The sequence below is a fragment of the Frigoribacterium faeni genome (genome assembly GCF_007988805.1).
Classification (GTDB): domain Bacteria; phylum Actinomycetota; class Actinomycetes; order Actinomycetales; family Microbacteriaceae; genus Frigoribacterium; species Frigoribacterium faeni.
In genome coordinates this window covers 60,807-81,493 of sequence record NZ_BJUV01000012.1, presented here as the reverse complement: position 1 = coordinate 81,493, position 20,687 = coordinate 60,807, and the positions used below count along the sequence as shown (strand labels likewise).

The following is a 20,687-nucleotide window of genomic DNA, read 5'->3' as shown; positions in this document are numbered from 1 at the left end:
GTTCCACAATCCAAGGAGTCCCGTGCCAGGCACGAAGAAACTGGTCATCGTCGAGTCGCCCGCGAAGGCTAAGACGATCGCCCAGTACCTCGGCAGCGGATACGAGGTCCTCGCATCCGTGGGCCACATCCGCGACCTCATCGAGCCGAAGAACCTCCCCGCCGAGCTGAAGAAGGGCTCGCTGGGCAAGTTCTCCGTCGACGTCGAGAACGGCTTCGAGCCCTACTACGTCGTGTCGGACGCCAAGAAGAAGACGGTCACCGACCTGAAGCGCGCCCTCAAGTCCGCCGACGAGCTCTACCTCGCCACTGATGAGGACCGCGAGGGCGAGGCCATCGCGTGGCACCTCCTCCAGGAGCTCAAGCCGAAGGTCCCCGTCAAGCGGATGGTCTTCCACGAGATCACGAAGGACGCCATCCAGAAGGCGCAGGAGAACACCCGCGAGCTCGACACCGCCCTCGTCGACGCCCAGGAGACGCGCCGCATCCTCGACCGCCTCTACGGATTCGAGGTGTCGCCCGTGCTGTGGCGCAAGGTCGGCCCCGGCCTGTCCGCCGGTCGGGTCCAGTCGGCGGCCACGCGCCTCGTCGTCGACCGCGAGCGTGAACGTCTCGCGTTCGTGTCGGCGTCCTACTGGGACCTCACCGCGACCTTCGAGCCGTCCACCGAGTCGCTTCCGTTCTCGTCCCGACTCGTCCGCGTCAACGGCTCGCGCGTGGCCAGCGGTCGCGACTTCGACGACCGCGGTCAGCTGAAGAGCGACTCGGTCTCGCTCGACGAGACGACGGCGCTCGCCCTGTCCCGTGCGCTCGAGGCCGACGGCGTCGCGATCGAGGTCACCTCGGTCGAGTCGAAGCCCTACACCCGTCGCCCGGCGGCGCCCTTCACCACGTCGACGCTGCAGCAGGAGGCGGCCCGCAAGCTCCGCTTCTCGGCGCGCCAGACCATGAGCGTCGCGCAGTCGCTCTACGAGAACGGGCACATCACCTACATGCGAACCGACTCGCCGTCGCTCTCGCAGCAGGCGATCGACGCCGCCCGCAGCCAGGCCTCGAAGCTCTACGGCGCCGAGACGGTCCCGGCCAAGCCCCGCGTCTACACGGGCAAGAGCAAGAACGCACAGGAGGCCCACGAGGCGATCCGCCCCTCGGGCGACACCTTCCGCACCCCCTCCGAGATGTCGAGCACCCTGCGCGGCAACGACTGGAAGCTCTACGACCTCATCTGGAAGCGCACGGTCGCGTCGCAGATGGCCGACGCCAAGGGGTCGACGGCCTCGGTGGTCGTGGCGGCGACCACGGCCGGCGCGGTCGACGGCATCCCCACGCGGAGCGAGGCCGGAACCCTGGCCGAGTTCACCGCCTCGGGGACGGTCATCACGTTCCGCGGGTTCCTGAACGCCTACGAGGAGGGGCGCGACGAAGACCGGCACGGCACCGCCGAGCCCTCCGAGGCCAAGCTGCCTCCGCTGACCAAGGGGCAGGCCCTCACGCTCGCCGGCGTCGAGGCCAAGGGGCACGACACGAGCGCTCCTCCCCGCTACACCGAGGCAAGCCTGGTCAAGACGCTCGAAGAGCTCGGCATCGGACGTCCGTCCACCTACGCGGCGATCATGTCGACGATCGTCGATCGCGGCTACGTGACGCCCCGGGGCACCGCGCTGGTGCCGAACTGGATCGCGTTCTCGGTGGTGCGCCTCCTCGAGGAGTACTTCGGCGACCTCGTCCAGTACGACTTCACGGCCAGCATGGAGGACGACCTCGACCTCATCGCGGGCGGCGAGGCCGACCGGGTCGACTGGCTGAACGGCTTCTACTTCGGCAACGACGACCACCGGGGTCTCCGCAAGGTCATCGACAACCTCGGCGACATCGACGCCCGCGACATCAACTCGATCGTGCTGGCCGACGGAGTGACGCTGCGGATCGGTCGTTACGGGCCGTACCTCGAGGCGCCGGGCAGCGACCCCGAGACCCCGCGTCGGGTCAACGTGCCCGAGGACCTCGCCCCCGACGAGCTCACCGCCGAGAAGGCTCGCGAGCTCATCGACGCCCCGGTCGTCGGCGACCGCGTGCTCGGGGTCAACCCCGAGTCGGGCAAGGAGGTCGTCGCGAAGGACGGTCGCTTCGGCCCGTACGTGACCGAGCGTGTCCCGGAGGAGGTGCAGGCCGACCCGGCCACCGGCGAGGTCGTCGAGACGGCTCCCGCCGCGTCGGCGCCGAGTGCGACGGGCGCCGTCGTCGAGCCCGTGTCGGCCGACGCGCCCACGGCGAAGGCGAAGAAGGCTCCGGCCAAGAAGGCGGCCCCGAAGGAGCGCACAGCGTCGCTCTTCAAGAGCATGCACGTCGACACGGTCGACCTCGAGACCGCGCTGAAGCTGCTCGACCTGCCTCGCGTCGTGGGTCTCGACCCCGAGAGCGGCGAGGAGATCCAGGCTCAGAACGGTCGCTACGGCCCGTACCTGAAGAAGGGCGCCGACACCCGGTCGCTCACCAGCGAGGACCAGATCTTCGACATCGACCTGGCCGGAGCGATCGAGCTCTACGCCCAGCCGAAGTACGGCGCTCGTCGTGCGAGCAGCGCCCTCAAGGAGTTCGAGGCCGATCCGGTCAGCGGCAAGCCGATCAAGGTTAAGGATGGCCGTTTCGGTCCGTACGTCACCGACGGCGAGACGAACGCGACCATCCCCCGCGGCGAGACGGTGGAGGAGGTCGACTTCGACCGCGCCGTGCAGCTGATCGCGGACAAGCGGGCCAAGGGGCCGGCGAAGCCGCGGGCGGCGGCGGCCAAGAAGCCCGCCGCGAAGAAGCCGGCCGCGAAGAAGCCGGCGACCAAGAAACCGGCCGCCGCGAAGACGACGGCTGCGAAGACGACGGCTGCGAAGGCGACCGCCGCGAAGCCGGCTGCCAAGAAGCCCGCGGCGAAGAAGCCCGAGTAGTGGAAGGGCTCTTCATCACGCTCGAGGGCGGCGACGGCTCGGGCAAGACGACGCAGGCCGGTCGGCTCGAGGCCTGGCTGACCGAGAGCGGCCGGTCGATCGTCCGGACCCGCGAACCGGGCGGCACGGACCTCGGTCTCGAGCTCCGGGAGATCGTGCTGCATCGGCGCGGGCACATCGCCCCGCGGGCCGAGGCCCTGCTGTACGCCGCGGACCGGGCGCACCACGTCGAGACGCTGATCCGCCCCGCGCTCGAGCGCGGCGACGTGGTCATCCAGGACCGCTACATCGACTCCTCCGTCGCCTACCAGGGCGCCGGTCGGGTGCTCGGCGGCGACGAGGTCCGGGATCTCTCCCTCTGGGCCGCCGACGGCCTCATGCCCGACCTGACGATCCTGCTCGACCTCGACGAGACCGAGGGTCGCCGCCGTCTCGACGCGTCGCGGACGACGTACGACCGGCTCGAGGCCGAGAAGGCGGAGTTCCACGCGCGCGTGCGCGCCGCGTACCTGTCCCTCGCCGAGGCCGAGCCGGAGCGCTTCCTCGTCGTCGACGCGTCCCTCCCCGAGGCCGACATCGCCACGCTCGTGCGCGAGCGGGTCGCCGGACTCCTCGCGTGACGACCGTGGCCGCCATGTCGTTCTGGGACGGCCTCACCGGTCAGGCGGACGCCATCGAGACCCTGCGCTCGGCCGCGTCGACCGATCCGGGCAACTCCGCCATGACCCACTCGTGGCTGATCACGGGACCGCCCGGGTCGGGCCGATCGAACCTCGCCTACGCGTTCGCCGCGGCGCTGCTCGCCCGAGGCGACGACGACGCGCAGGCGACGATCCGTCAGGTGGGCGCGCGGTCGCATCCCGACCTCGCGGTCCTCAGCACCGAACGGATCATCATCACCATCGACGAGGTGCGCACCCTCGTCGCGGCGTCGCAGTTCTCCCCGTCGGTGGGGCGCTACCGGGTCGTCGTGATCGAGGACGCCGACCGGATGACCGAGCGCACGTCGAACCTCCTGCTCAAGGCCCTGGAGGAGCCGCCGCCGCGCACGGTGTGGATCCTCTGCGCTCCCAGCGAGGCCGACCTCATCCCGACGATCCGGTCACGGGTCCGCGGGGTCCGGCTCCGCGTGCCGTCGGTGGCCGACGTCGCCGCGCTGCTCGAACGGCGCGACGGCGTCGACGCCGAGACGGCCCTGGTCGCCGCCCGCGAGGCGCAGAGCCACATCGGCATGGCGCACCGGCTCGCGACGAACCCCGAGGCGCGCGACCGTCGACGGCGCACGCTCGAGACCGCCCTCTCGATCCGATCCGTCTCCGACGCCGTCCTGTCGGCGGCCACCCTGCTCGCGGTCGCGGGCGACGACGCAAAGGCGATCACCGAGGAGCGCGACGCCGACGAGCGGGCGTCGGCCCTCCGGTCGCTCGGCATCGAGCCGGGCGGCACCGTCCCACCCGCGCTGCGGAGTCAGCTCCGAGCACTCGACGACGACCAGAAGCGGCGGGCGACGCGCAGCCTCCGCGACGGGATCGACCGGATCATGGTCGACCTGCTGTCGCTCTATCGCGACGTGCTGCTGCTGCACCTGGGAGTCGACGACGAGCCGATCAACCAGAGCATGCGGGCCCGACTCGACGAGGCGACGCGCGCCTCCTCGCCGGCCAGCACCCTGGCCGTCATGGACGCGATCGCGGTGGCCAGGCGGCGCATCGAGTCGAACGTCTCGCCCGCGCTGGCGCTCGAGGCGATGCTGGTGGCCGTCAGCAGACACGCGGTCAGGTGAGGCAAGATGGCCGGATGAGCGACCCGATAGCCGCCCCCGGCCTGCGCGAGCGCAAGCGTCTGGCCACCCGCCGAGCCATCCAGGTCTCGGTCCTCGACCTGATCAACGAGACCGGCCTCGACGGCGTCACCGTCGACATGATCAGCCGCCGTGCCGACGTCTCCCCGCGCACCTTCTTCAACTACTTCACCTCCAAAGAGGAGGCCGTCGTCGGCGACCCGCCCGAGCTGATCAACAGCGAGCAGCTCGAGCGCTTCGTCGCCGATCACGACGGTTCGCTGCTCGACGGCCTGATCGAGCTGCTCGACCACGCCACCGTGGCCGCGACGGCCGACCGCGAACTGGTGCAGCGGCGTCGGGCCGTGCTGAAGGCGTACCCCGAGCTCTTCGCCCGGCGGATGGCCTCGGTGAGGGTCTTCGAAGAGCGCCTGTCCGCCATCGTCGAGCGACGGTTCGCCACCGATCCCCGACTCTCCACGGAGACGAGCGGAGCCGACGGGGCGGACGGCGAGGCCTTCGTCGCGAGCCGCGCCCATCTCGTCGCGCTCGTCGTGATCGCGGCTCTCCGACACGCCTGGGCCGAGTGGATCGAGGACGACGACGCCGGTCACCTCGAGGATTACCGCTTCAGCCTCCGTGCCCGGATGGAAGACAGCTTCGCCGACCTGCAGCGCCTCGTGTCACGAGAACTCTGAGAATCCGGTACAGTATCTAATCGTGCCGAGAGGCACGGGTTCCCGGTCTCGACCGGGATCCGCCGCTTTAGCTCAGTCGGTAGAGCGTCTCACTCGTAATGAGAAGGTCTGGGGTTCGATTCCCCAAAGCGGCTCCACGAGAGCCCCGGTCCGCTACAGGCCGGAGCTCTTCTCGTCACCGGGACGCCCGGGGCCCATCATGGCGCGTCCGCCCCGCGACGGCCGTGCAGCTCCGCATGTCTCGAAATTGTTGCAGAGCTTGCAAAATACCTGTCGGCGGCGCATGCTGCGGACGTGACGACTCTGACCGCAGCCCGGCGCTGGATGCACGAACGCACGTCCAAGGACCTCGCCGGCACCGCGAGACCCGTCAGGTTCGGCGACGTCAGTCTCAGTGGCGGTCTCCTCGCATGGCGCTTCGAGTACTACGTCCGTCGGGAGTCGGTCTCGGGTGCCGCAGCGGTGCTCGTGCCGGCTGCTCTGCCGCGCCTGCGCGCCCTGGGACACCCCTCCGGGGTGTGCTGGCTCGTCGTCGAGCATGCCGACTTCACGATCCGTCGATCGTTCCCCGCAAAGAGGTACGGGCAGGCCGCGAGGCTCGCCGCGGCCATCAACGACCAGGCGCATGGGCATGCGGCCTCCGGTCGGCCGCGGATCTGAGCAGTCTCACGGGGCAGGTGGCGCCTCGTCACCGACGGGGGCCGGCTTTCCTCGTGAGAGGCCCGCGGGGCGCCTGCACCCGCGGATCCCGCCGATCGACGACCCCGCCAGGTGGCGGGTCCTCGGGGACTGGTAGACAGGTGTCATGACGATTCGATGGGGAATACTCGGTGCCGGCGGCATCGCCGCGACCTTCACCTCCGACCTGCTCGGGGCCGGCCTGCCGGTGTCGGCCGTCGGCTCCCGTGACGCCGCCAAGTCGCGCGAGTTCGCCGAGCGCTTCGGCATCGCCCACGCCCACGGCGGCTACGACGACCTCGTGTCCGACCCGACGGTCGACGCCGTCTACGTGGCGACGCCCCACGTCTTCCATGCCGAGCAGGCGCTGCTGGCGATCGCCGCCGGCAAGCACGTGCTCGTCGAGAAGGCCTTCACGATCAATGCGACCGAGGCGCAGTCCGTGGTCGACGCGGCCGCGGCGGCCGGTGTGGTCGTGCTCGAGGCGATGTGGACGCGCTATCTGCCGCAGAGCGCGCGACTGCGCTCGGTGGTGAGGTCCGGTGCGATCGGCGAGGTGCGCCTCCTGACGGCCCTGCACCTCCAGTCCCTGCCGACCGACCCCCGTCACCGGCTCAACGACCCCGCCCTCGGCGGCGGCGCGCTGCTCGACCTCGGCGTCTACCCGGTCTCGTTCGCCCACGACCTGCTGGGCGCCCCGACCGACATCGCGACCGTGGGCGTGCTCAGCGACCAGGGCGTCGACGCCCGCCATGCGGTGACTCTCGGTTACGCGAACGGCGCCACGGCGCAGCTGTACTCCGCCCTCGACTCGACGGGGCGCAACATCGCGGTCGTGCACGGCACGGCCGGTCGGATCGAGGTCGACGCCACCTGGTACAACCCGGTCGGCTTCACCGTCTACGACTCCGACGACGCCGTGATCGAGCGCTACGACGCCGACGAGGGGTCGCTGCGCGGCATGCACCACCAGGCGATCGAGCTCGACCGGGTGGTCTCCGCGGGGGAGTCCGAGAGCCCCCTGCTGCCGACGGCCGAGATCGTCGACGTCATGCGCACCATGGACGAGATGCGCCGGCAGATGGGCGTCCGCTACCCCGGAGAGTAGGAGGCGCGGCGTCGGTTTCGTACACTGTCTCCCGATGAACGTGCGATCGACTCTGGCAGGCCTCGTGGCCCGGCACCCCCGGGCGACACGGGTGACCGCGGCGGCGACGGCGTTCGCGCTGCTCGCTGGGGGAGCGGTGGCCGCCGGGGCCGCGACGGCTCCGCACGACGTGACCGCCGCCTCCTCGGCTCCGAGCGCGTCGTCCGCGGCGACGGATGCGGCCTCCGATGACCCGGCCCCCGTCGTCACCGTGACCCCGCCGCCGACGACCGCGGCACCGCCCACCCGATCGGTGCCGAGCGAGGTGCCCGCGGCCACGCCGCTGCGCACCTGCTCGGTGGCCGCCGCCGCGAGCGACCCCCGTCTGGCGCAGTTCGAGGGGTCCGTCGTGGACGCCGCGACCGGAGAGGTCCTCTTCGAACGCGACGGCTCGACGCCGGCTCGCACGGGCAGCGTGCTCAAGACGCTGACCAGCGCCGTGGCGCTCTCCGTGCTCGGCCCCGACCACCGGCTGACCACCCGGGTGACCGGCGATCCGGGCAGCGGCTCGATCGCGCTGGTGGGCGGCGGCGACGCCACGCTCAGCGCGACCGGCGGCAGCAGCGTCTACGCGGGGGCGCCCAAGCTCAGCGACCTGGCCGCGCAGGTCAAGTCGCGTCTCGGCGACGGCCGCGTCTCGACCATCACGCTCGACGCCGGCTACTGGAGCCAGGCCGACAAGTGGGATCCGTCGTGGAAGCGCACCGAGCAGACCATCGGCTACCACTCCGAGGTGACGGCCCTCATGGTCGACGGCGACCGGGCCGATCCCGCCGCGCAGACCAGCCCCCGCAGCACCGACCCGGTGGCGCGTGCCGGCGAGGCGTTCCGCGCCGCCCTGGTCGCCGCCGGCGTCGTGGGCGCCGACACCGCGACCCTGTCCCAGGGCGCCTCGAGCAGCGCCACCGTGCTCGGCGAGGTCCGCTCGCAGCCGGTCTCGACGCTCGTCTCGCAGCTGCTGCCCACGTCCGACAACACGCTCGCCGAGATGCTCGCCCGGGTGTCGTCGCGCGAGTCCGGCGCCGACGGGTCGTCGGCCTCGCTGACGCAGCTCTACCGGACGGTCCTCGCGAACGCCTACGGCCTGGACACCTCGGCCATCACGATCATCGACGGGTCCGGCCTCAGCGAGAACGACGCCGTGCCGGCGACCGTCGTCGCGCGGCTGATGATCCGGGTCGCCGACCGGTCCGACGGGCTCGGCGTGGTCTTCGACGCCCTGCCGATCTCGGGGCGGACGGGCACGCTCGCCTCGCGCTTCACCGGGTCGAACGCGGTGGCCCGCGGCGCGGTGCACGCCAAGACCGGGTGGATCGACACCGCCTACACGCTGGCGGGCAGCGTCGACGCGGCCGACGGCACCCGGCTGGCCTTCGCCTTCTACGCCATCGGCGACGTCCGCGACGACGCCCGGGTCGCGCTCGACACCCTCACGACCGCCGTCTACCGCTGCGGGTCCGACCTCTCCGGAGCCTGACGCCCCGGTCGACGTGCGATGTCGGCGGGGGCACGAGAGAATGACGGCATGGCCAGAGCACTCGTCGTCATCGACGTTCAGAACGACTTCACCGAAGGAGGCGCGCTGCCCGTCACCGGCGGCGCCCGCGTCGCCGAGGCGGTCACCGCGTACCTCCGCCGCGCCTCCGACGCCTACGAGGTCGTCCTCGCCAGCCGCGACTGGCACGAGGGCGAGACCGACAACGGCGGCCACTTCTCGGCGACGCCCGACCTCGTCGACTCGTGGCCCGTCCACTGCGTCCGCGGCACGGCCGGCGCCGAGTACCACCCGGCCGTCGACACGTCGCTGATCGACGTCCACCTGACGAAGGGCACCGGCTCGCCCTCGTACTCGGCGTTCCAGGGGGTGACCGACGACGGCGGCACCGCGGCCGACGTGCTGCGCCGGCACGGCGTCGAGCAGCTCGACGTGGTCGGCCTCGCGACCGACCACTGCGTCCGCGCCTCCGTGCTCGACGCCCGGGCCGCCGGCTTCGAGGTCCGCGTCGTCACCGACCTGGTGGCCGGGGTGGCCCCGGGGCCCAGCGAGGCCGCGCTCGCCGAGATGACCGCCGCGGGCGCCACCCTGGTGACCACCGCTGATCTCGTGGGCGCCGAATGACCGCGCCCGCGCCGATCCGGGTCGGGATCGTCGGGTACGGACTCGCCGGTCGGGTCTTCCACGGCGCTCTGCTCGCGGCCGATCCGTCGTACGAGGTCGCCGCCGTCGTCACCCGCGACGCCGACCGCGCGGCCGACGCCGCGCGCCGGCACCCCGGGGCCGAGGTCGTGGCGTCGAACGCCGACCTCGCCGGCATGGGGCTCGACCTCGTCGTCGTCGCGACCCCGAACGCCACCCACGCCGAGGTCGCGGCCGACGCGCTCCGTGCCGGATCCGCGGTCGTCGTCGACAAGCCCCTCGCGCCGACCGCCGCGGTGGCGCGCGAGCTCATCGAGCTCGCCGCCTCGACCGGGCGCCCTCTCACCGTCTACCAGAACCGCCGGTGGGACGGCGACTTCCTGACCGCCGCGCGGGTGATCGCCGACGGCGCCCTGGGCGACGTGCACACCTTCGAGTCGCGCTTCGAACCCTGGAAGACCGCGAACCGCGCCGGCTGGAAGTCCTCCGCGACGGTCGCCGACGGCGGCGGCATCCTGTTCGACCTCGGCCCCCACCTCGTCGACCAGGCGCTCCGGCTCTTCGGTCCGGTCGACGACGTGCAGGCGGAGATCGCCACCCGCCGACGGGGTTCTGCGGCCGACGACGACGTGCTGCTCTCGCTGCGGCACGAGAACGGCGTGCGGTCGCGTCTCTGGATGAGCCACGTGGCCGCCCAGCCCGGGCCGCGCCTCCGGGTCCTCGGTTCGACGGGGGCGTACGTCGTCTCCGGTCTCGACCCGCAGGAGGCCCAGCTGGCCGGCGGCATGCCCCCGACGGACGAGGGCTACGGGCTCGTCGACCCCGCACGGCACGGTCGCCTCGGCATCGGCGACGAGGCGCGGGTCGAACCGACCGACCGCGGTCGCTACCCGGTCTTCTACGAGCGTCTCGCGGCGGCCCTGCGCGGCGAGGGCGAGCTGCCCGTCGACCCGCGAGACGCGGTGGCGGCGCTCGAGGTCATCGAGCGGGCCCGGCGCTCGGTCCGCTGACCGCGGCCTCCGGTCAGAGCCGGGTGTCCCAGTCGATCGAGTCGACGATCCCCTCGACGTCCACCTCGTCGAGGGTCGGCGGTGACCAGCGCGGCGACCGGTCCTTGTCGATGACGCGCGCTCGGATCCCCTCGACGAGGTCGTGCGAGGCGGCCAGCGCGCTGACGAGCGCGAGCTCCTGACCCAGCACCGCCTCCAGGTCGGGAAGGCGACGGGCGCGGCGCTGGGCGTGGAGGGTCAGCACCACCGAGGTGGGCGACGCGGCCTCGATGTCGTCCGCCGCGCCTCCCGCGTCCGCCACGCCCTCGGACCCGAGCCGACGGAGGCGCGCCACGATGGCCCGCGCGTCGTCGCCTCGGTAGGCGTCGTCGATCCAGCCCGCTGCGGAGAGCAGCGGGGCGGGTGGGGGATCGACGGCCAGCGAGCGCACGGCCGGGACGCCGCCGGCGGTCAGAGCGGGGATCACGCGGTCGAGGTCGGACGAGGCCAGCATGACGTCCGCGAAGCCCGTGGCGATCGCGTCCGCGCCGGTCATCGCCCGACCCGTGAGGGCCAGGTGCGTGCCGAGCTCGCCGGGAGCGCGCGAGAGCAGGTAGCTGCCGCCGGCGTCGGGCGTCAGTCCGATCAGGGTCTCGGGCATGCCCACGGCGCTGCGCTCCGTGACGACCCGGAGGGCCACATGTCCGCCGAGGCCGACTCCGGCACCCATGGCCAGTCCGTCCATCAGCGAGACGACCGGCTTCGGGAACCGGGAGAGACGGAGGGCGCCGCGGTACTCCCGGCGCCACATGTCGACGCTGCGACGGGGATCGGTCGTGCCGTTGCGGTGGATCTGCGTGATGTCGCCCCCGGCGCAGAAGCCGCGCTCGCCCGCACCGCGCAGGACCACCGCCGTCACTGCGGGATCGTGCTGCCAGCCGTCCAGCGCGGCGTCGATCAGGCCGAGCATCTCGACGGTCACGGCGTTGATCTTCCGCGGGCGGGAGAGGGTCAGCACCCCCACTCCGTCCACGATCTCGGTCACGATGGGGCGGTCGTCGGCGTCGTCGCTCATGGCGCCCACGCTAGTCCCGTCGACGCGGGCGCTCCGCCGGCCGGGGCCCGGCGAGCTCGCCCTGCGCCCCTGCTCGCCCGCTCGTCCCCGCGCGCCCGCCGCGTCCGGTCAGACCAGCAGCTGGTGCTTCGCGAGGTCGCGGTAGAGCGGCGTGCTCACCACGAGCTCCGAGTGCGTTCCGACCCCGACCACGCGGCCGCCGTCGACGACGACGATCTGGTCGCTGTCGACGACCGTCGAGAGCCGGTGGGCGATGACGATCAGCGTGCGGTCCTCGGCGACGGCGTCGATGGCGCCCCGCAGGCGCTGCTCGTTGACGCCGTCGAGACTCGAGGTCGACTCGTCGAGCAGCAGGATCGGCGGTGCCGACAACAGGGTGCGGGCGATCGCCAGTCGCTGCCTTTCGCCGCCCGAGAGCATGACGCCGTCCTCGCCGACCTGGGCGTCGAGGCCCTCGTCGCCGCGTTCGAGGACGGCCGTCAGGTTGACGGCCTCGAGCACGCGCCGGCAGTCGTCGTCGGTGGCGTCGGGCGAGCCGAGCGTCAGGTTGTCGCGGATCGTGCCGGCGAGCACGGGGGCGTCCTGCTCGACGTAGCCGATCTGCGCGCGCAGGGCGACGCGGTCGAGGGTGCGCACGTCGACGCCGTCGAGACGGACGACACCGGACGTGGGGTCGTAGAACCGCTCGATGAGCGCGAGCATCGTGCTCTTGCCGGCCCCGGAGGGTCCGACGAGGGCGGTCCGCTTGCCGGCCGGAACCGAGAAGCTGACGCCGCGCAGCACCGTGAGGTCGTCGTCGGGCACACCGTCCGTGATGGGGGCGCCCGTGACGGCGGCGCCCGTGACCGCGGCACCCGAGGAGGCGTCGCCCGGGGTCGCGACCGGCGCCGCCGGGTACCGGAAGTGGACGTCGTCGAACGTCACGGCGTCGGTCGTCGTCACGCGACCGACCCCGGCCAGCTCGCGGGCCGTGCGGGCGTCGTCGTGGTCCTCGCCGGGCAGGTCGAGGATCTCCTGGATGCGGCCCAGCGCCCCCAGGGCCTGGTTGACGCTCAGCACGGCTCCGAGGGCCTGCCCGAGCGGCATGATCATCAGGAACAGGAACAGCACGAACGACACCAGCGACGCGACCGTGATGTCGCCGCTGGCCACGCGGTAGCCGCCGACCCCGAGCACGACCAGGAACGAGGCCTGCAGGGCGATCGACGAGATCGGCACGACGAGCGCCGAGATGCGCGCCACCTGCAGACCCCGGCGGTAGGCGCCCTCCGCGTCGAGCTCGACCGCCGCGATCTCGCGGTCGGTGGCGCCCGAGGCCCGGATGGTGCGGACCGAGCTGATCGCGCGTTCGACGGCCGCGGTCAGGTCGCCGACCTTCTCCTGCGCCTGACGGCTCGCGACCCGGATACGACCGGAGAGCAGCACCACGACGACGACCGAGACGGCCACCACCAGCACCGTCAGGCCGAGCAGCACGGGATCGATGAGGAACATCCCGACGAGCGCGCCGACGAACGTCAGGCTGCCCCCGATCGCCTCGACGAGCCCCTGGGTCAGGACGGCGCGAAGGAGGGTGGTGTCCGAGCCGACGCGCGACACGAGGTCGCCGGTGCGGCGGGTGTCGAACTCGCTGATCGGCAGGCGCAGCATGCGGCCGACGAGTCGGCGGCGGCTGGAGAGCACGACCCCCTCGCCGGTGCGCTGGAGCAGGTAGTGCTGGAACCCGCTGAGGAGACCCGCCGCGACGACGAGCGCGACGAGCGCCCAGACGAGGGATCCGAGCGGCCGGCCCTCCTCGACGACGGCGATCACGCGCTGCACCAGCAACGGCTGGCCGAGCGAGGCGGCGGCGCCCAGGATGCTCAGCACGATGATGACCGCCATCACCTTCTTGTGCTCGAAGAGGAACGGCAGCAGCTGGCGGAAGGTCGCCCGGGGCCCCTCGGGGACCGGACGTCGTCCGAGACCGCGGCGACGTCTCGGAGGGTCGACCCGCGCCTCCTCGGTGGAGGTCGACGCTGTGGGCGCACTCGTGTCGGAGCTCATGGTGCCTCTCGTGCCGGGCGACCGCGGGGTTCGCGGCGGCTGACCGTGGCGGCCCTGACGGTCGCCGACTACGACCGTACTTCGTCCGCGAGCCCGCCACCTGCTCGCCGGCCGTGCGCGGGGCGCCGGAGACGCCGACGGGCCCGGTCCCACGAGGGGGACACGGGCCCGAGGAGGCGCGGTGCCGGTCGGAGGGACCGGCGACGGATCAGTCGTTCGCCTGGTAGTCGACGTCGCGGGTCTCCTTGCTGAGGATCAGCGCGACGAGGGTGAGCACGGCCATCGACGAGAGGTACAGCCCGACGAGCCAGGTGCTGCCGCCGGCGGCGGTCCAGAGCGCGACGGCGATGAACGGCGCGACGGCGGCCCCGAGGATGCTGGCGACGTTGTAGCTGATCGCCGAGCCCGTGTACCGGACGCTGGTCGGGAACAGCTCGGGCAGCACGGCGCCCATCGGTCCGAAGGTCAGGCCCATCAGCACGAACCCGATGATCAGCAGCGCCTGAGCGCCGAGCACGCCGGCCGCGAAGAGCGGCGCGAACAGGAACCCGAAGACGAGGATGCCCGCCGTGACGACGATCAGCGTCGACCGTCGGCCGTACTTCTCGGCGAGCGGCCCCGAGACCAGCGTGAAGATGCCGAAGAACACCACCCCGATGATCAGCATCCAGAGGAACTGCGTGCGGGGGATGCCGAGCCCGGCGGGCTCGCCGGCCGCGTCGGCCGTGCCGAACGTGAGGGTGAACGTCGTCATCAGATAGAAGAGCGTGTACGTGGCGAGCATGATGAACGTGCCGAGGATGAGCGGTCGCCAGCTCGTCGTGAACACCCGGGCCAGCGGCAGCTTGGCGACGTTGCCCGAGTCGACGACCTTCTGGAACGCCGGCGTCTCGATCAGCTTGAAGCGCACGTAGAGTCCGATGATGACGAGCAGCGCGCTGGCGAGGAACGGCAGACGCCAGCCCCAGCTCATGAACTGCTCCTCGGTCAGCGTGGTGTTGAGCAGGACGAACAGCAGGTTGGCGATGATGAACCCGATCGGCGCGCCCAGCTGCGGGAAGGTCCCGTAGATGGCCCGGCGGTTCGCGGGTGCGTTCTCGGTCGCCAGCAGCGCGGCGCCGCTCCACTCGCCTCCGAGGCCGAGCCCCTGGCAGAAGCGCAGCACGACGAGGCAGGCAGGGCCGGCGACGGCCCAGCCCGGGGTGGTGCCCGCCGGGATGCAGCCGATCAGCACGGTCGCGATGCCCATGGTGAGCAGCGACGCCACGAGGGTGCCCTTGCGCCCGATGCGGTCGCCGAAGTGCCCGAAGAGGATCGATCCGACCGGGCGGGCGATGAAGGCCACGCCGAAGACGGCGAACGACGCGAGGCGCGCCACGGCGGGGTCGTCGTTCGCGAAGAAGATCGTCGGGAAGACCAGCACGGCGGCGGTCGCGTAGACGTAGAAGTCGTAGAACTCGATCGACGTGCCGATGAGGCTGGCGACGATGACGCGCGAGCGCTTGTTGGCGGGAGGTGCGGGGTGCGTCGACGAGGCGACGGTGTCAGCAGACATGAGGGTGCTCCGGAGCGGCGGGTGGAGGTGATGCCGGCGACGACGAGGAGGCGCGGCGCCGGGTGGGGCGCGGGAGGAACGTCGCGGACGTGGGCGGCTCGGGATCAGCGGGGCGCACGACGCCGGTGGTGGAGGAGGCCGCTCGTGACAGCCGTCGCCTATCTTACCGCGTCGCGGGCCGTCCTCAGCCGTCGGTCGGGAGGTGGCCCGGCAGCTGATGGCCCATGCGGTCGCGCTTCGTGTCGAGGTAGCCCTCGTTGAAGGCGCCGACGCCGACCACGAGGGGCACGAGCTCGGAGACGACGATGCCGTGCTCGGTCAGCTGACGACGCTTCTCGGGGTTGTTGCTGAGCAGTCGGATCCCGCCGATGCCGAGGTCGCGCAGCATGTCGGCGGCGGCGCCGTACTGACGGGCGTCGGCCGGGAGGCCCAGCGCGAGGTTCGCGTCGAGCGTGTCGAGGCCGTCCTCCTGCAGACGGTAGGCCCGCAGCTTGTTGACGAGCCCGATGCCGCGCCCCTCGTGCCCGCGGAGGTAGATCACGACGCCGCCGTGCTCGCGGATCGTGTCGAGGGCGGCGTCGAGCTGCGGGCCGCACTCGCACTTGAGCGAGCCGAAGGCCTCGCCGGTGAGGCACTCGGAGTGCACGCGGACGAGGGCGCCGTCGGAGGGCGCGCTCCCGTCGGGGCCGGCGGCGACGACGGCGACGTGGTCGGCGCCCGTGACGGTGTCGCGGTAGGCGCGGAAGGTGAAGGTGCCGTGGGTGGTCGGCACGGTCGTCTCGACCTCGAACGAGACCTGCGAGGAGGCGGAGGGGGTGGCGGTCATGGTGTTCTCCGGGGCTGGGCGCGGGCGGCGATCAGCAGGTCGTCGCCGAGGGGGGTGACACGGGTCACGGTCAGTCGGCGTTGATCGCCGATGGTGTCGACGCCGAGATCGCCGAGGGCCACGCGGGGGCCGCCGATCAGGGTCGGTGCGAGGTACACGAGGTAGTCGTCGACGAGCCCGAGGCGGACGAACTCGCTGGCGACGGTCGGGCCGCCCTCGACGAAGAGCCGCCGCACGCCGCGGGCGAAGAGGTCGGCGAGCACGGCGTGGAGGTCGCGCGTGCCGGTCTCGACGAGCTCGCGGGGATGGCGACGCAGGGCGGCGTCCGCGGGAACGGCACGGCGTCCGACGACGACGGGCAGCGGCTGGTCGGGGAGCAGCTCGCCGGCGTCGCCGCGCGCCGTCAGGCTGGGGTCGTCGGCCAGCACGGTGCCGGTGCCGACGAGGATCGCGTCGTGCGCGGCCCGCTGCTCGTGGACGTGCTGACGTGCCGCCGTGCCGGTGATCCAGCGGCTGGTGGCGTCGGCGGCGGCCGAGCGCCCGTCGAGGCTGGAAGCCCACTTGAGCGTGACGAACGGGCGACCCGACCGCGCGGCGACGAGCCACGGGCGGATGGTCTCCTCGGCCTCGTCGGCGAGGACGCCCGACACGACGTCGATCCCGGCCCCGAGGAGGCGCGTGGCGCCACCCGAGGAGGCGTCGCCCGGGTCGTCGACCGCGTACACGACCCGCGCCACCCCGGCTCGGATCAGGGCCTCGCTGCACGGGCCCGTCCGCCCGGTGTGATCGCAGGGCTCGAGCGTCACGACGGCGGTCAGCCCTTGAGGCTCGTCGGGGGAGAGGTGCGACAGGGCGTCGACCTCGGCATGGGCGGTGCCGGCTCCGCGGTGCCAGCCCTCCGCGGCGATCGTCCCGTCGGCGCGCAGCAGGACGCAGCCCACCTGCGGGTTGGGGCCGAGGCTCGTCCCGCCGAGGGCGAGCGCGAGGGCCCGCCGCATGGCGTGGTCGTAGGGTCCGTCGGACGGGAGGTCGGACGTCTCTCCCGCGGCAGCGGTCGTCGAGCCGTCGTCGGGACCGGAGTCGTCGCGTCGGCTCGACGGGGTGCTCATGGTCTCTCCGGTCCGGTCACGGAGTCGTTCGCGGCCGGACCTCTGAGATCAACGTCCGCAGGGCGCGGGTATTCCGCCGACGCGGCGGGCAGCGGCCAGCCCGGTTTGACCGTCCGGTCGTCGGTCGCTCGCAGCAGCCCCTTGCGGCACAGGGGTCGGGCCCCGTCCCGGCCGGGGTGGAGGCCCTCGCCGACTCCGGTGTAGGTGAAGCCGGTCGAGCGGGCGACGGCGGCGGACCCGTCGTTGTCGAGATAGCCCTCCCAGTAGATCTGCGCGACGTCGCCCTGCTCGAAGGCCCAGTCGGCGACGAGCCGGACCGCGGCCGACATGAGGCCGCGGCCGCGGGCCGCGGGGGAGGTCCAGAAGCCGATGTCGTGGTCGCCGAACCGCAGGCTCACCATGCCGACGAGCTCCGACGATCCGGGCGCTCGCAGACCCCAGGTGTACTCGCGGCCGGTCGACCAACCGTGATCGACGATGCGCGCCAGGAAGAACTCGGCGTCGGACCGGTCGTAGGGCGTCGGGACGGTGGTGAACCTCTGCAGCTCGGGGTCCTGGCAGGACTCGACGATGGCGTCGATGTCGCCCCGTTCGGGCACGGACAGACGCACCGCATCGGACTCGAGCACGAACGGGCGCATCGTCAGGCCTTGCGCAGGAAGCCGATGCGGTCGTGCACCGTGTCGAGGGTCGACTGGGCGATCTCGTTCGCGCGGTCGGCGTTGCCGGCCAGCACGCGGTCGAGCTCGGCCGGGTCGTCGAGGAGCTCGAGAGCGCGGGCGCGGATGGGCGTGAACGTCTCGACGACCACCTCGGCGACGTCCTTCTTGAGATCTCCGTAGCCGCGACCGGCGTACTGCTCCTCGAGGGCGGCGACGCTCGTGCCGGTGAAGGCCGACTGGATGGTCAGCAGGTTCGAGACGCCGGGCTTGGCACCCCGGTCGAAGCGGATCTCGCGCTCGGTGTCGGTGACGGCCGACTTGATCTTCTTCGCCGTCCGGTTGGGCTCGTCGAGCATCCAGACGACACCCGACTCGGTCGCGGCCGACTTGCTCATCTTGGACTCGGGGTTCTGGAGGTCGTAGACGCGGGCCGACTCCTTCTGGATCGTCGCCTCGGGGACGACGAACGTCGGGCCGAACCGCGAGTTGAACCGGGTCGCGAGGTCGCGGGTGAGCTCGACGTGCTGGCGCTGGTCGTCGCCGACCGGCACGACCTCGGCGCCGTAGAGCAGGATGTCGGCGGCCATCAGCGTCGGGTAGGCGAAGAGCCCGAGCGACGCCGAGTCGGCGCCCTGCTTGGCCGCCTTGTCCTTGAACTGGGTCATCCGGCTCGCCTCGCCGAACCCGGTGAGGGTGTTCAGCACCCAGGCCAGCTGGGCGTGCGCGGGCACGTGCGACTGGATGAAGAGGGTCGACAGGGTCGGATCGATGCCGGCGGCGATGTACTGCGCCGCGGTGCGTCGGGTCGACTCGCGCAGGGTGGCGGGATCCTGCGCCACGGTGATGGCGTGCATGTCGACCACGCAGAACAGGGCGTCGTGCGTCGTCTGCTGCTCGCGCCATTGGAGGAGGGCTCCGACGTAGTTGCCGATGTGCAGGGAGTCCGCCGAGGGCTGCATGCCCGAGAAGAGGCGGGGCTTGCCCGTCGAGGCGGCGGGGGCGGGGGTGGTGCTGGTCATGAGGTCCTCTGGAGGGTGGGGGCGATCAGATGTCGTAGTCGACGACGACGGGGGCGTGATCCGACCATCGCTTGTCGTACGAGGGCGCCCGGTCGATCGTGTAGCCGCTCGCCCGGTCGGCCAGGGCGGGGGTGGCCGCGTGGTAGTCGATCCGCCAGCCGGTGTCGTTGTCGAAGGCCTGTCCGCGCCACGACCACCACGAGTAGGGTCCCTCGACCTCGCCGGAGAGACGGCGTCCGACGTCGACCCAGCCGAGGCCCGTCCCGCCGGTCCCGTCGACCGTCTCGACCTCCTGGCCGGCGTCGCCGAAGAACCGGTCGAAGTACGACCGCTCTCGGGGGAGGAACCCGGCGCGCTTGACGTTGCCCTTCCAGTTCTTGATGTCGAGCTCGCGGTGCCCGACGTTGAGGTCGCCCGTGACGACGGCGAGCTCGTTGTGGGCCGCCAGCTGGGGCAGCCGCTCGCTCATGGCGTCGAGGAACCGCCACTTCTCCTCCTGCTTGGGGGTGCCGACCTCGCCCGAGTGCACGTAGGTGCTGACGACCGTCACCAGGGTGCCGTCGACGTCGTAGTCGGCCTCGAGCCAGCGGCCGGCGCTGTCGAAGCCCTCGTCGCCGAGATCGACCCGGTGGATGGTCGCCGCGCCTCGCGAGGCGATGGCGACCCCGGCCCGCCCCTTGGCGGTGGCGGCGTGGTGCACGACGTTCCACTCGGGACCGAGCAGGCCCTCGAGGTCGTCGGTCGAGGCGCGGACCTCCTGGAGGGTCAGGATGTCGACGTCGCGATCGGCCAGCCAGTCGCCCATGCCCTTGCGGAACGCGGCGCGGATGCCGTTGACGTTGACGGATGCGAGGCGGAGACGTGAACCCATGGGCAGAACACTACCGGCGGCCACCGTCACCCGTGCCGCGACCGCGTGAGGGCCGGGGCAGGCGGTGGACGACCCCTCGGACGGCCTCGACGAGGCGCCCCGACCGGGTCGCGACCCGCGCCTCCTGGGCGATCCGCTCCTCCTCGAGCAGCCGCAGACGTTCGGCCTCCTGGTGCGGATCGGCGAGCACGCCGATGTCGTCCATGCCGACGGCGATCCACGAGGCCGCGAGCAGCAGCACCTGGCAGAGCAGGTCGATCACGATCAGCAGCCCGATGATCGCGGCGAACGACGCCAGCAGCGGGTTGTTGCCCGTCGCGCGCAGCAGCGTCGCGCCGACGACCGTGAGCAGGACGAAGCCCGCGGCGCCGATCGACGATCCGACGAGGAGGCGCCGGCCGGGGATGTGCAGCCCCGCCAGCACCCGGAACAGAGCGGCGAGCACGGCGGCGTCGAAGGCGAACACGAGCAGCAGCGCCGTCACGCGCAGCAGGACGACCGCCGTCGGGGAGGTCGTCGACAGATCGAGCAGATGCAGGACCCAGCGGACGGCCGAGGTGCTGAGCAGCGACAGGGCGGCCGAGACGACCACGGCGGCCCCGAACGCCAGCGCGAGGGCCAGGTCGCGCAGCAGCAGGCGGACGAGCGGGGTCGCGGGGGAGGCGGCCCGGAAGATCGTGCGGACGGAGTCCCGCATGCTGCCGAAGAGCGCGATCGACGAGAAGAGCAGACCGACGAGGGCGATGGCGCCCGTCCAGCCGAAGACGCTCGCGTCGAGCAGCGCCTCGGGGTCGACGACGCCGGCGCCGGACTCGTCCTGGATGAGACCGGGCACCGCCGAGCGGATGAAGACCACGAGCTGATCGCTCAGGGCCTCGTCGCCGGACACGACGAACCCGGCGACGGAGAAGCCGACCCAGAGCCCCGCGAAGAGCGCGAACAGGGCCTGGTAGGTGAGACCGGCCGCCAGGAGCGGCCCCTTGGCGGCCACGTAGCGGCCGACGACCCGGACCGGGCGGGCGGCGGCGACGCGCGCGCCGGTCGCCCGCACCGCGGTCGCGGGTCGGGCGCGAGCGTCGCCCTGCGGCCCGGCCTCGACCGACCCCGGCGCGTCCGTCGACGGCTCATCGTCTCGTCGTCGTCGCATCGTCCCAGGT

Annotated in this window: 17 protein-coding genes, 1 tRNA gene and 1 pseudogene; 10 read left to right on the top strand and 9 right to left on the bottom strand. The window is 72.3% G+C overall.

Annotated features, from left to right (window positions below):
- Nucleotides 1-22 precede the first annotated feature (22 nt).
- The 10 genes from topA to FFA01_RS07560 all read left to right on the top strand — a co-directional run bounded on the left by topA (nucleotide 23) and on the right by FFA01_RS07560 (nucleotide 10,388).
- A complete protein-coding gene (gene topA / locus FFA01_RS07605; RefSeq protein ID WP_146854612.1) occupies nucleotides 23-2,938 on the top strand; it encodes a type I DNA topoisomerase in 2,916 nt (971 codons plus the stop codon).
- Nucleotides 2,938-3,558, top strand: a complete 621-nt coding sequence (tmk, locus tag FFA01_RS07600; RefSeq protein ID WP_146854610.1) for a dTMP kinase — start codon at nucleotides 2,938-2,940, stop codon at nucleotides 3,556-3,558. Before topA ends, tmk begins: the two co-directional genes overlap by 1 nt.
- A 14-nt stretch (nucleotides 3,559-3,572) precedes the next feature.
- On the top strand, nucleotides 3,573-4,721 hold the full coding sequence (locus FFA01_RS07595; protein ID WP_146854646.1) for a DNA polymerase III subunit delta': 1,149 nt from the start codon (nucleotides 3,573-3,575) through the stop codon (nucleotides 4,719-4,721).
- A gap of 14 nt (nucleotides 4,722-4,735) precedes the next feature.
- Complete coding sequence (locus FFA01_RS16115; RefSeq protein WP_208720863.1) at nucleotides 4,736-5,416, top strand: TetR/AcrR family transcriptional regulator; 681 nt, start codon at nucleotides 4,736-4,738, stop codon at nucleotides 5,414-5,416.
- Between the two features lie 61 nt (nucleotides 5,417-5,477).
- Nucleotides 5,478-5,553, top strand: a tRNA-Thr gene (locus FFA01_RS07585).
- Between the two features lie 157 nt (nucleotides 5,554-5,710).
- Nucleotides 5,711-6,076 carry a hypothetical protein gene (locus FFA01_RS07580; RefSeq protein ID WP_146854608.1) on the top strand — a complete coding sequence of 122 codons (366 nt, stop codon included), beginning with the start codon at nucleotides 5,711-5,713 and terminating at the stop codon, nucleotides 6,074-6,076.
- Between the two features lie 145 nt (nucleotides 6,077-6,221).
- Entirely contained in the window at nucleotides 6,222-7,202 is a 981-nt protein-coding gene (locus tag FFA01_RS07575) for a Gfo/Idh/MocA family protein (RefSeq protein WP_146854606.1), read from the top strand.
- 34 nt (nucleotides 7,203-7,236) lie between these two features.
- Complete coding sequence (gene dacB / locus FFA01_RS07570; RefSeq protein WP_146854604.1) at nucleotides 7,237-8,718, top strand: D-alanyl-D-alanine carboxypeptidase/D-alanyl-D-alanine endopeptidase; 1,482 nt, start codon at nucleotides 7,237-7,239, stop codon at nucleotides 8,716-8,718.
- A gap of 48 nt (nucleotides 8,719-8,766) precedes the next feature.
- A complete protein-coding gene (locus tag FFA01_RS07565; RefSeq protein ID WP_146854602.1) occupies nucleotides 8,767-9,360 on the top strand; it encodes an isochorismatase family protein in 594 nt (197 codons plus the stop codon).
- Nucleotides 9,357-10,388 carry a Gfo/Idh/MocA family protein gene (locus FFA01_RS07560; RefSeq protein ID WP_146854600.1) on the top strand — a complete coding sequence of 344 codons (1,032 nt, stop codon included), beginning with the start codon at nucleotides 9,357-9,359 and terminating at the stop codon, nucleotides 10,386-10,388. The genes FFA01_RS07565 and FFA01_RS07560 overlap by 4 nt, the downstream gene beginning before the upstream one ends.
- A 13-nt stretch (nucleotides 10,389-10,401) precedes the next feature.
- On the opposite strand, the gene FFA01_RS07555 is transcribed toward FFA01_RS07560, so the two are convergent.
- The 9 genes and pseudogenes from FFA01_RS07555 to FFA01_RS07515 form a co-directional block, all read right to left on the bottom strand.
- Entirely contained in the window at nucleotides 10,402-11,442 is a 1,041-nt protein-coding gene (locus FFA01_RS07555) for an enoyl-CoA hydratase/isomerase family protein (protein ID WP_146854598.1), read from the bottom strand.
- Nucleotides 11,443-11,550: 108 nt separating this feature from the next.
- Nucleotides 11,551-13,488, bottom strand: coding sequence for an ABC transporter ATP-binding protein (locus FFA01_RS07550; protein WP_146854596.1), 1,938 nt, complete (start codon nucleotides 13,486-13,488; stop codon nucleotides 11,551-11,553).
- A gap of 208 nt (nucleotides 13,489-13,696) precedes the next feature.
- Entirely contained in the window at nucleotides 13,697-15,043 is a 1,347-nt protein-coding gene (locus tag FFA01_RS07545; protein ID WP_146854594.1) for an MFS transporter, read from the bottom strand.
- A 184-nt stretch (nucleotides 15,044-15,227) separates the two neighbouring features.
- Nucleotides 15,228-15,881: pseudogene (ribA, locus tag FFA01_RS07540) on the bottom strand (GTP cyclohydrolase II); the annotation flags it as partial.
- On the bottom strand, nucleotides 15,866-16,867 hold the full coding sequence (gene ribD / locus FFA01_RS07535; RefSeq protein ID WP_146854644.1) for a bifunctional diaminohydroxyphosphoribosylaminopyrimidine deaminase/5-amino-6-(5-phosphoribosylamino)uracil reductase RibD: 1,002 nt from the start codon (nucleotides 16,865-16,867) through the stop codon (nucleotides 15,866-15,868). The gene ribD and the pseudogene ribA, both read right to left, overlap by 16 nt.
- 107 nt (nucleotides 16,868-16,974) lie before the next feature.
- Nucleotides 16,975-17,619 carry a GNAT family N-acetyltransferase gene (locus FFA01_RS07530; protein ID WP_146854590.1) on the bottom strand — a complete coding sequence of 215 codons (645 nt, stop codon included), beginning with the start codon at nucleotides 17,617-17,619 and terminating at the stop codon, nucleotides 16,975-16,977.
- Between the two features lie 2 nt (nucleotides 17,620-17,621).
- Nucleotides 17,622-18,659 carry a tryptophan--tRNA ligase gene (gene trpS / locus FFA01_RS07525; RefSeq protein ID WP_146854588.1) on the bottom strand — a complete coding sequence of 346 codons (1,038 nt, stop codon included), beginning with the start codon at nucleotides 18,657-18,659 and terminating at the stop codon, nucleotides 17,622-17,624.
- A gap of 25 nt (nucleotides 18,660-18,684) precedes the next feature.
- The gene (locus tag FFA01_RS07520) at nucleotides 18,685-19,530 is read right to left on the bottom strand and encodes an exodeoxyribonuclease III (protein WP_146854586.1); all 846 of its coding nucleotides are present in this window, start codon (nucleotides 19,528-19,530) and stop codon (nucleotides 18,685-18,687) included.
- A gap of 10 nt (nucleotides 19,531-19,540) precedes the next feature.
- Nucleotides 19,541-20,677 carry a YihY/virulence factor BrkB family protein gene (locus FFA01_RS07515; protein ID WP_146854584.1) on the bottom strand — a complete coding sequence of 379 codons (1,137 nt, stop codon included), beginning with the start codon at nucleotides 20,675-20,677 and terminating at the stop codon, nucleotides 19,541-19,543.
- Nucleotides 20,678-20,687: the final 10 nt, after the last annotated feature.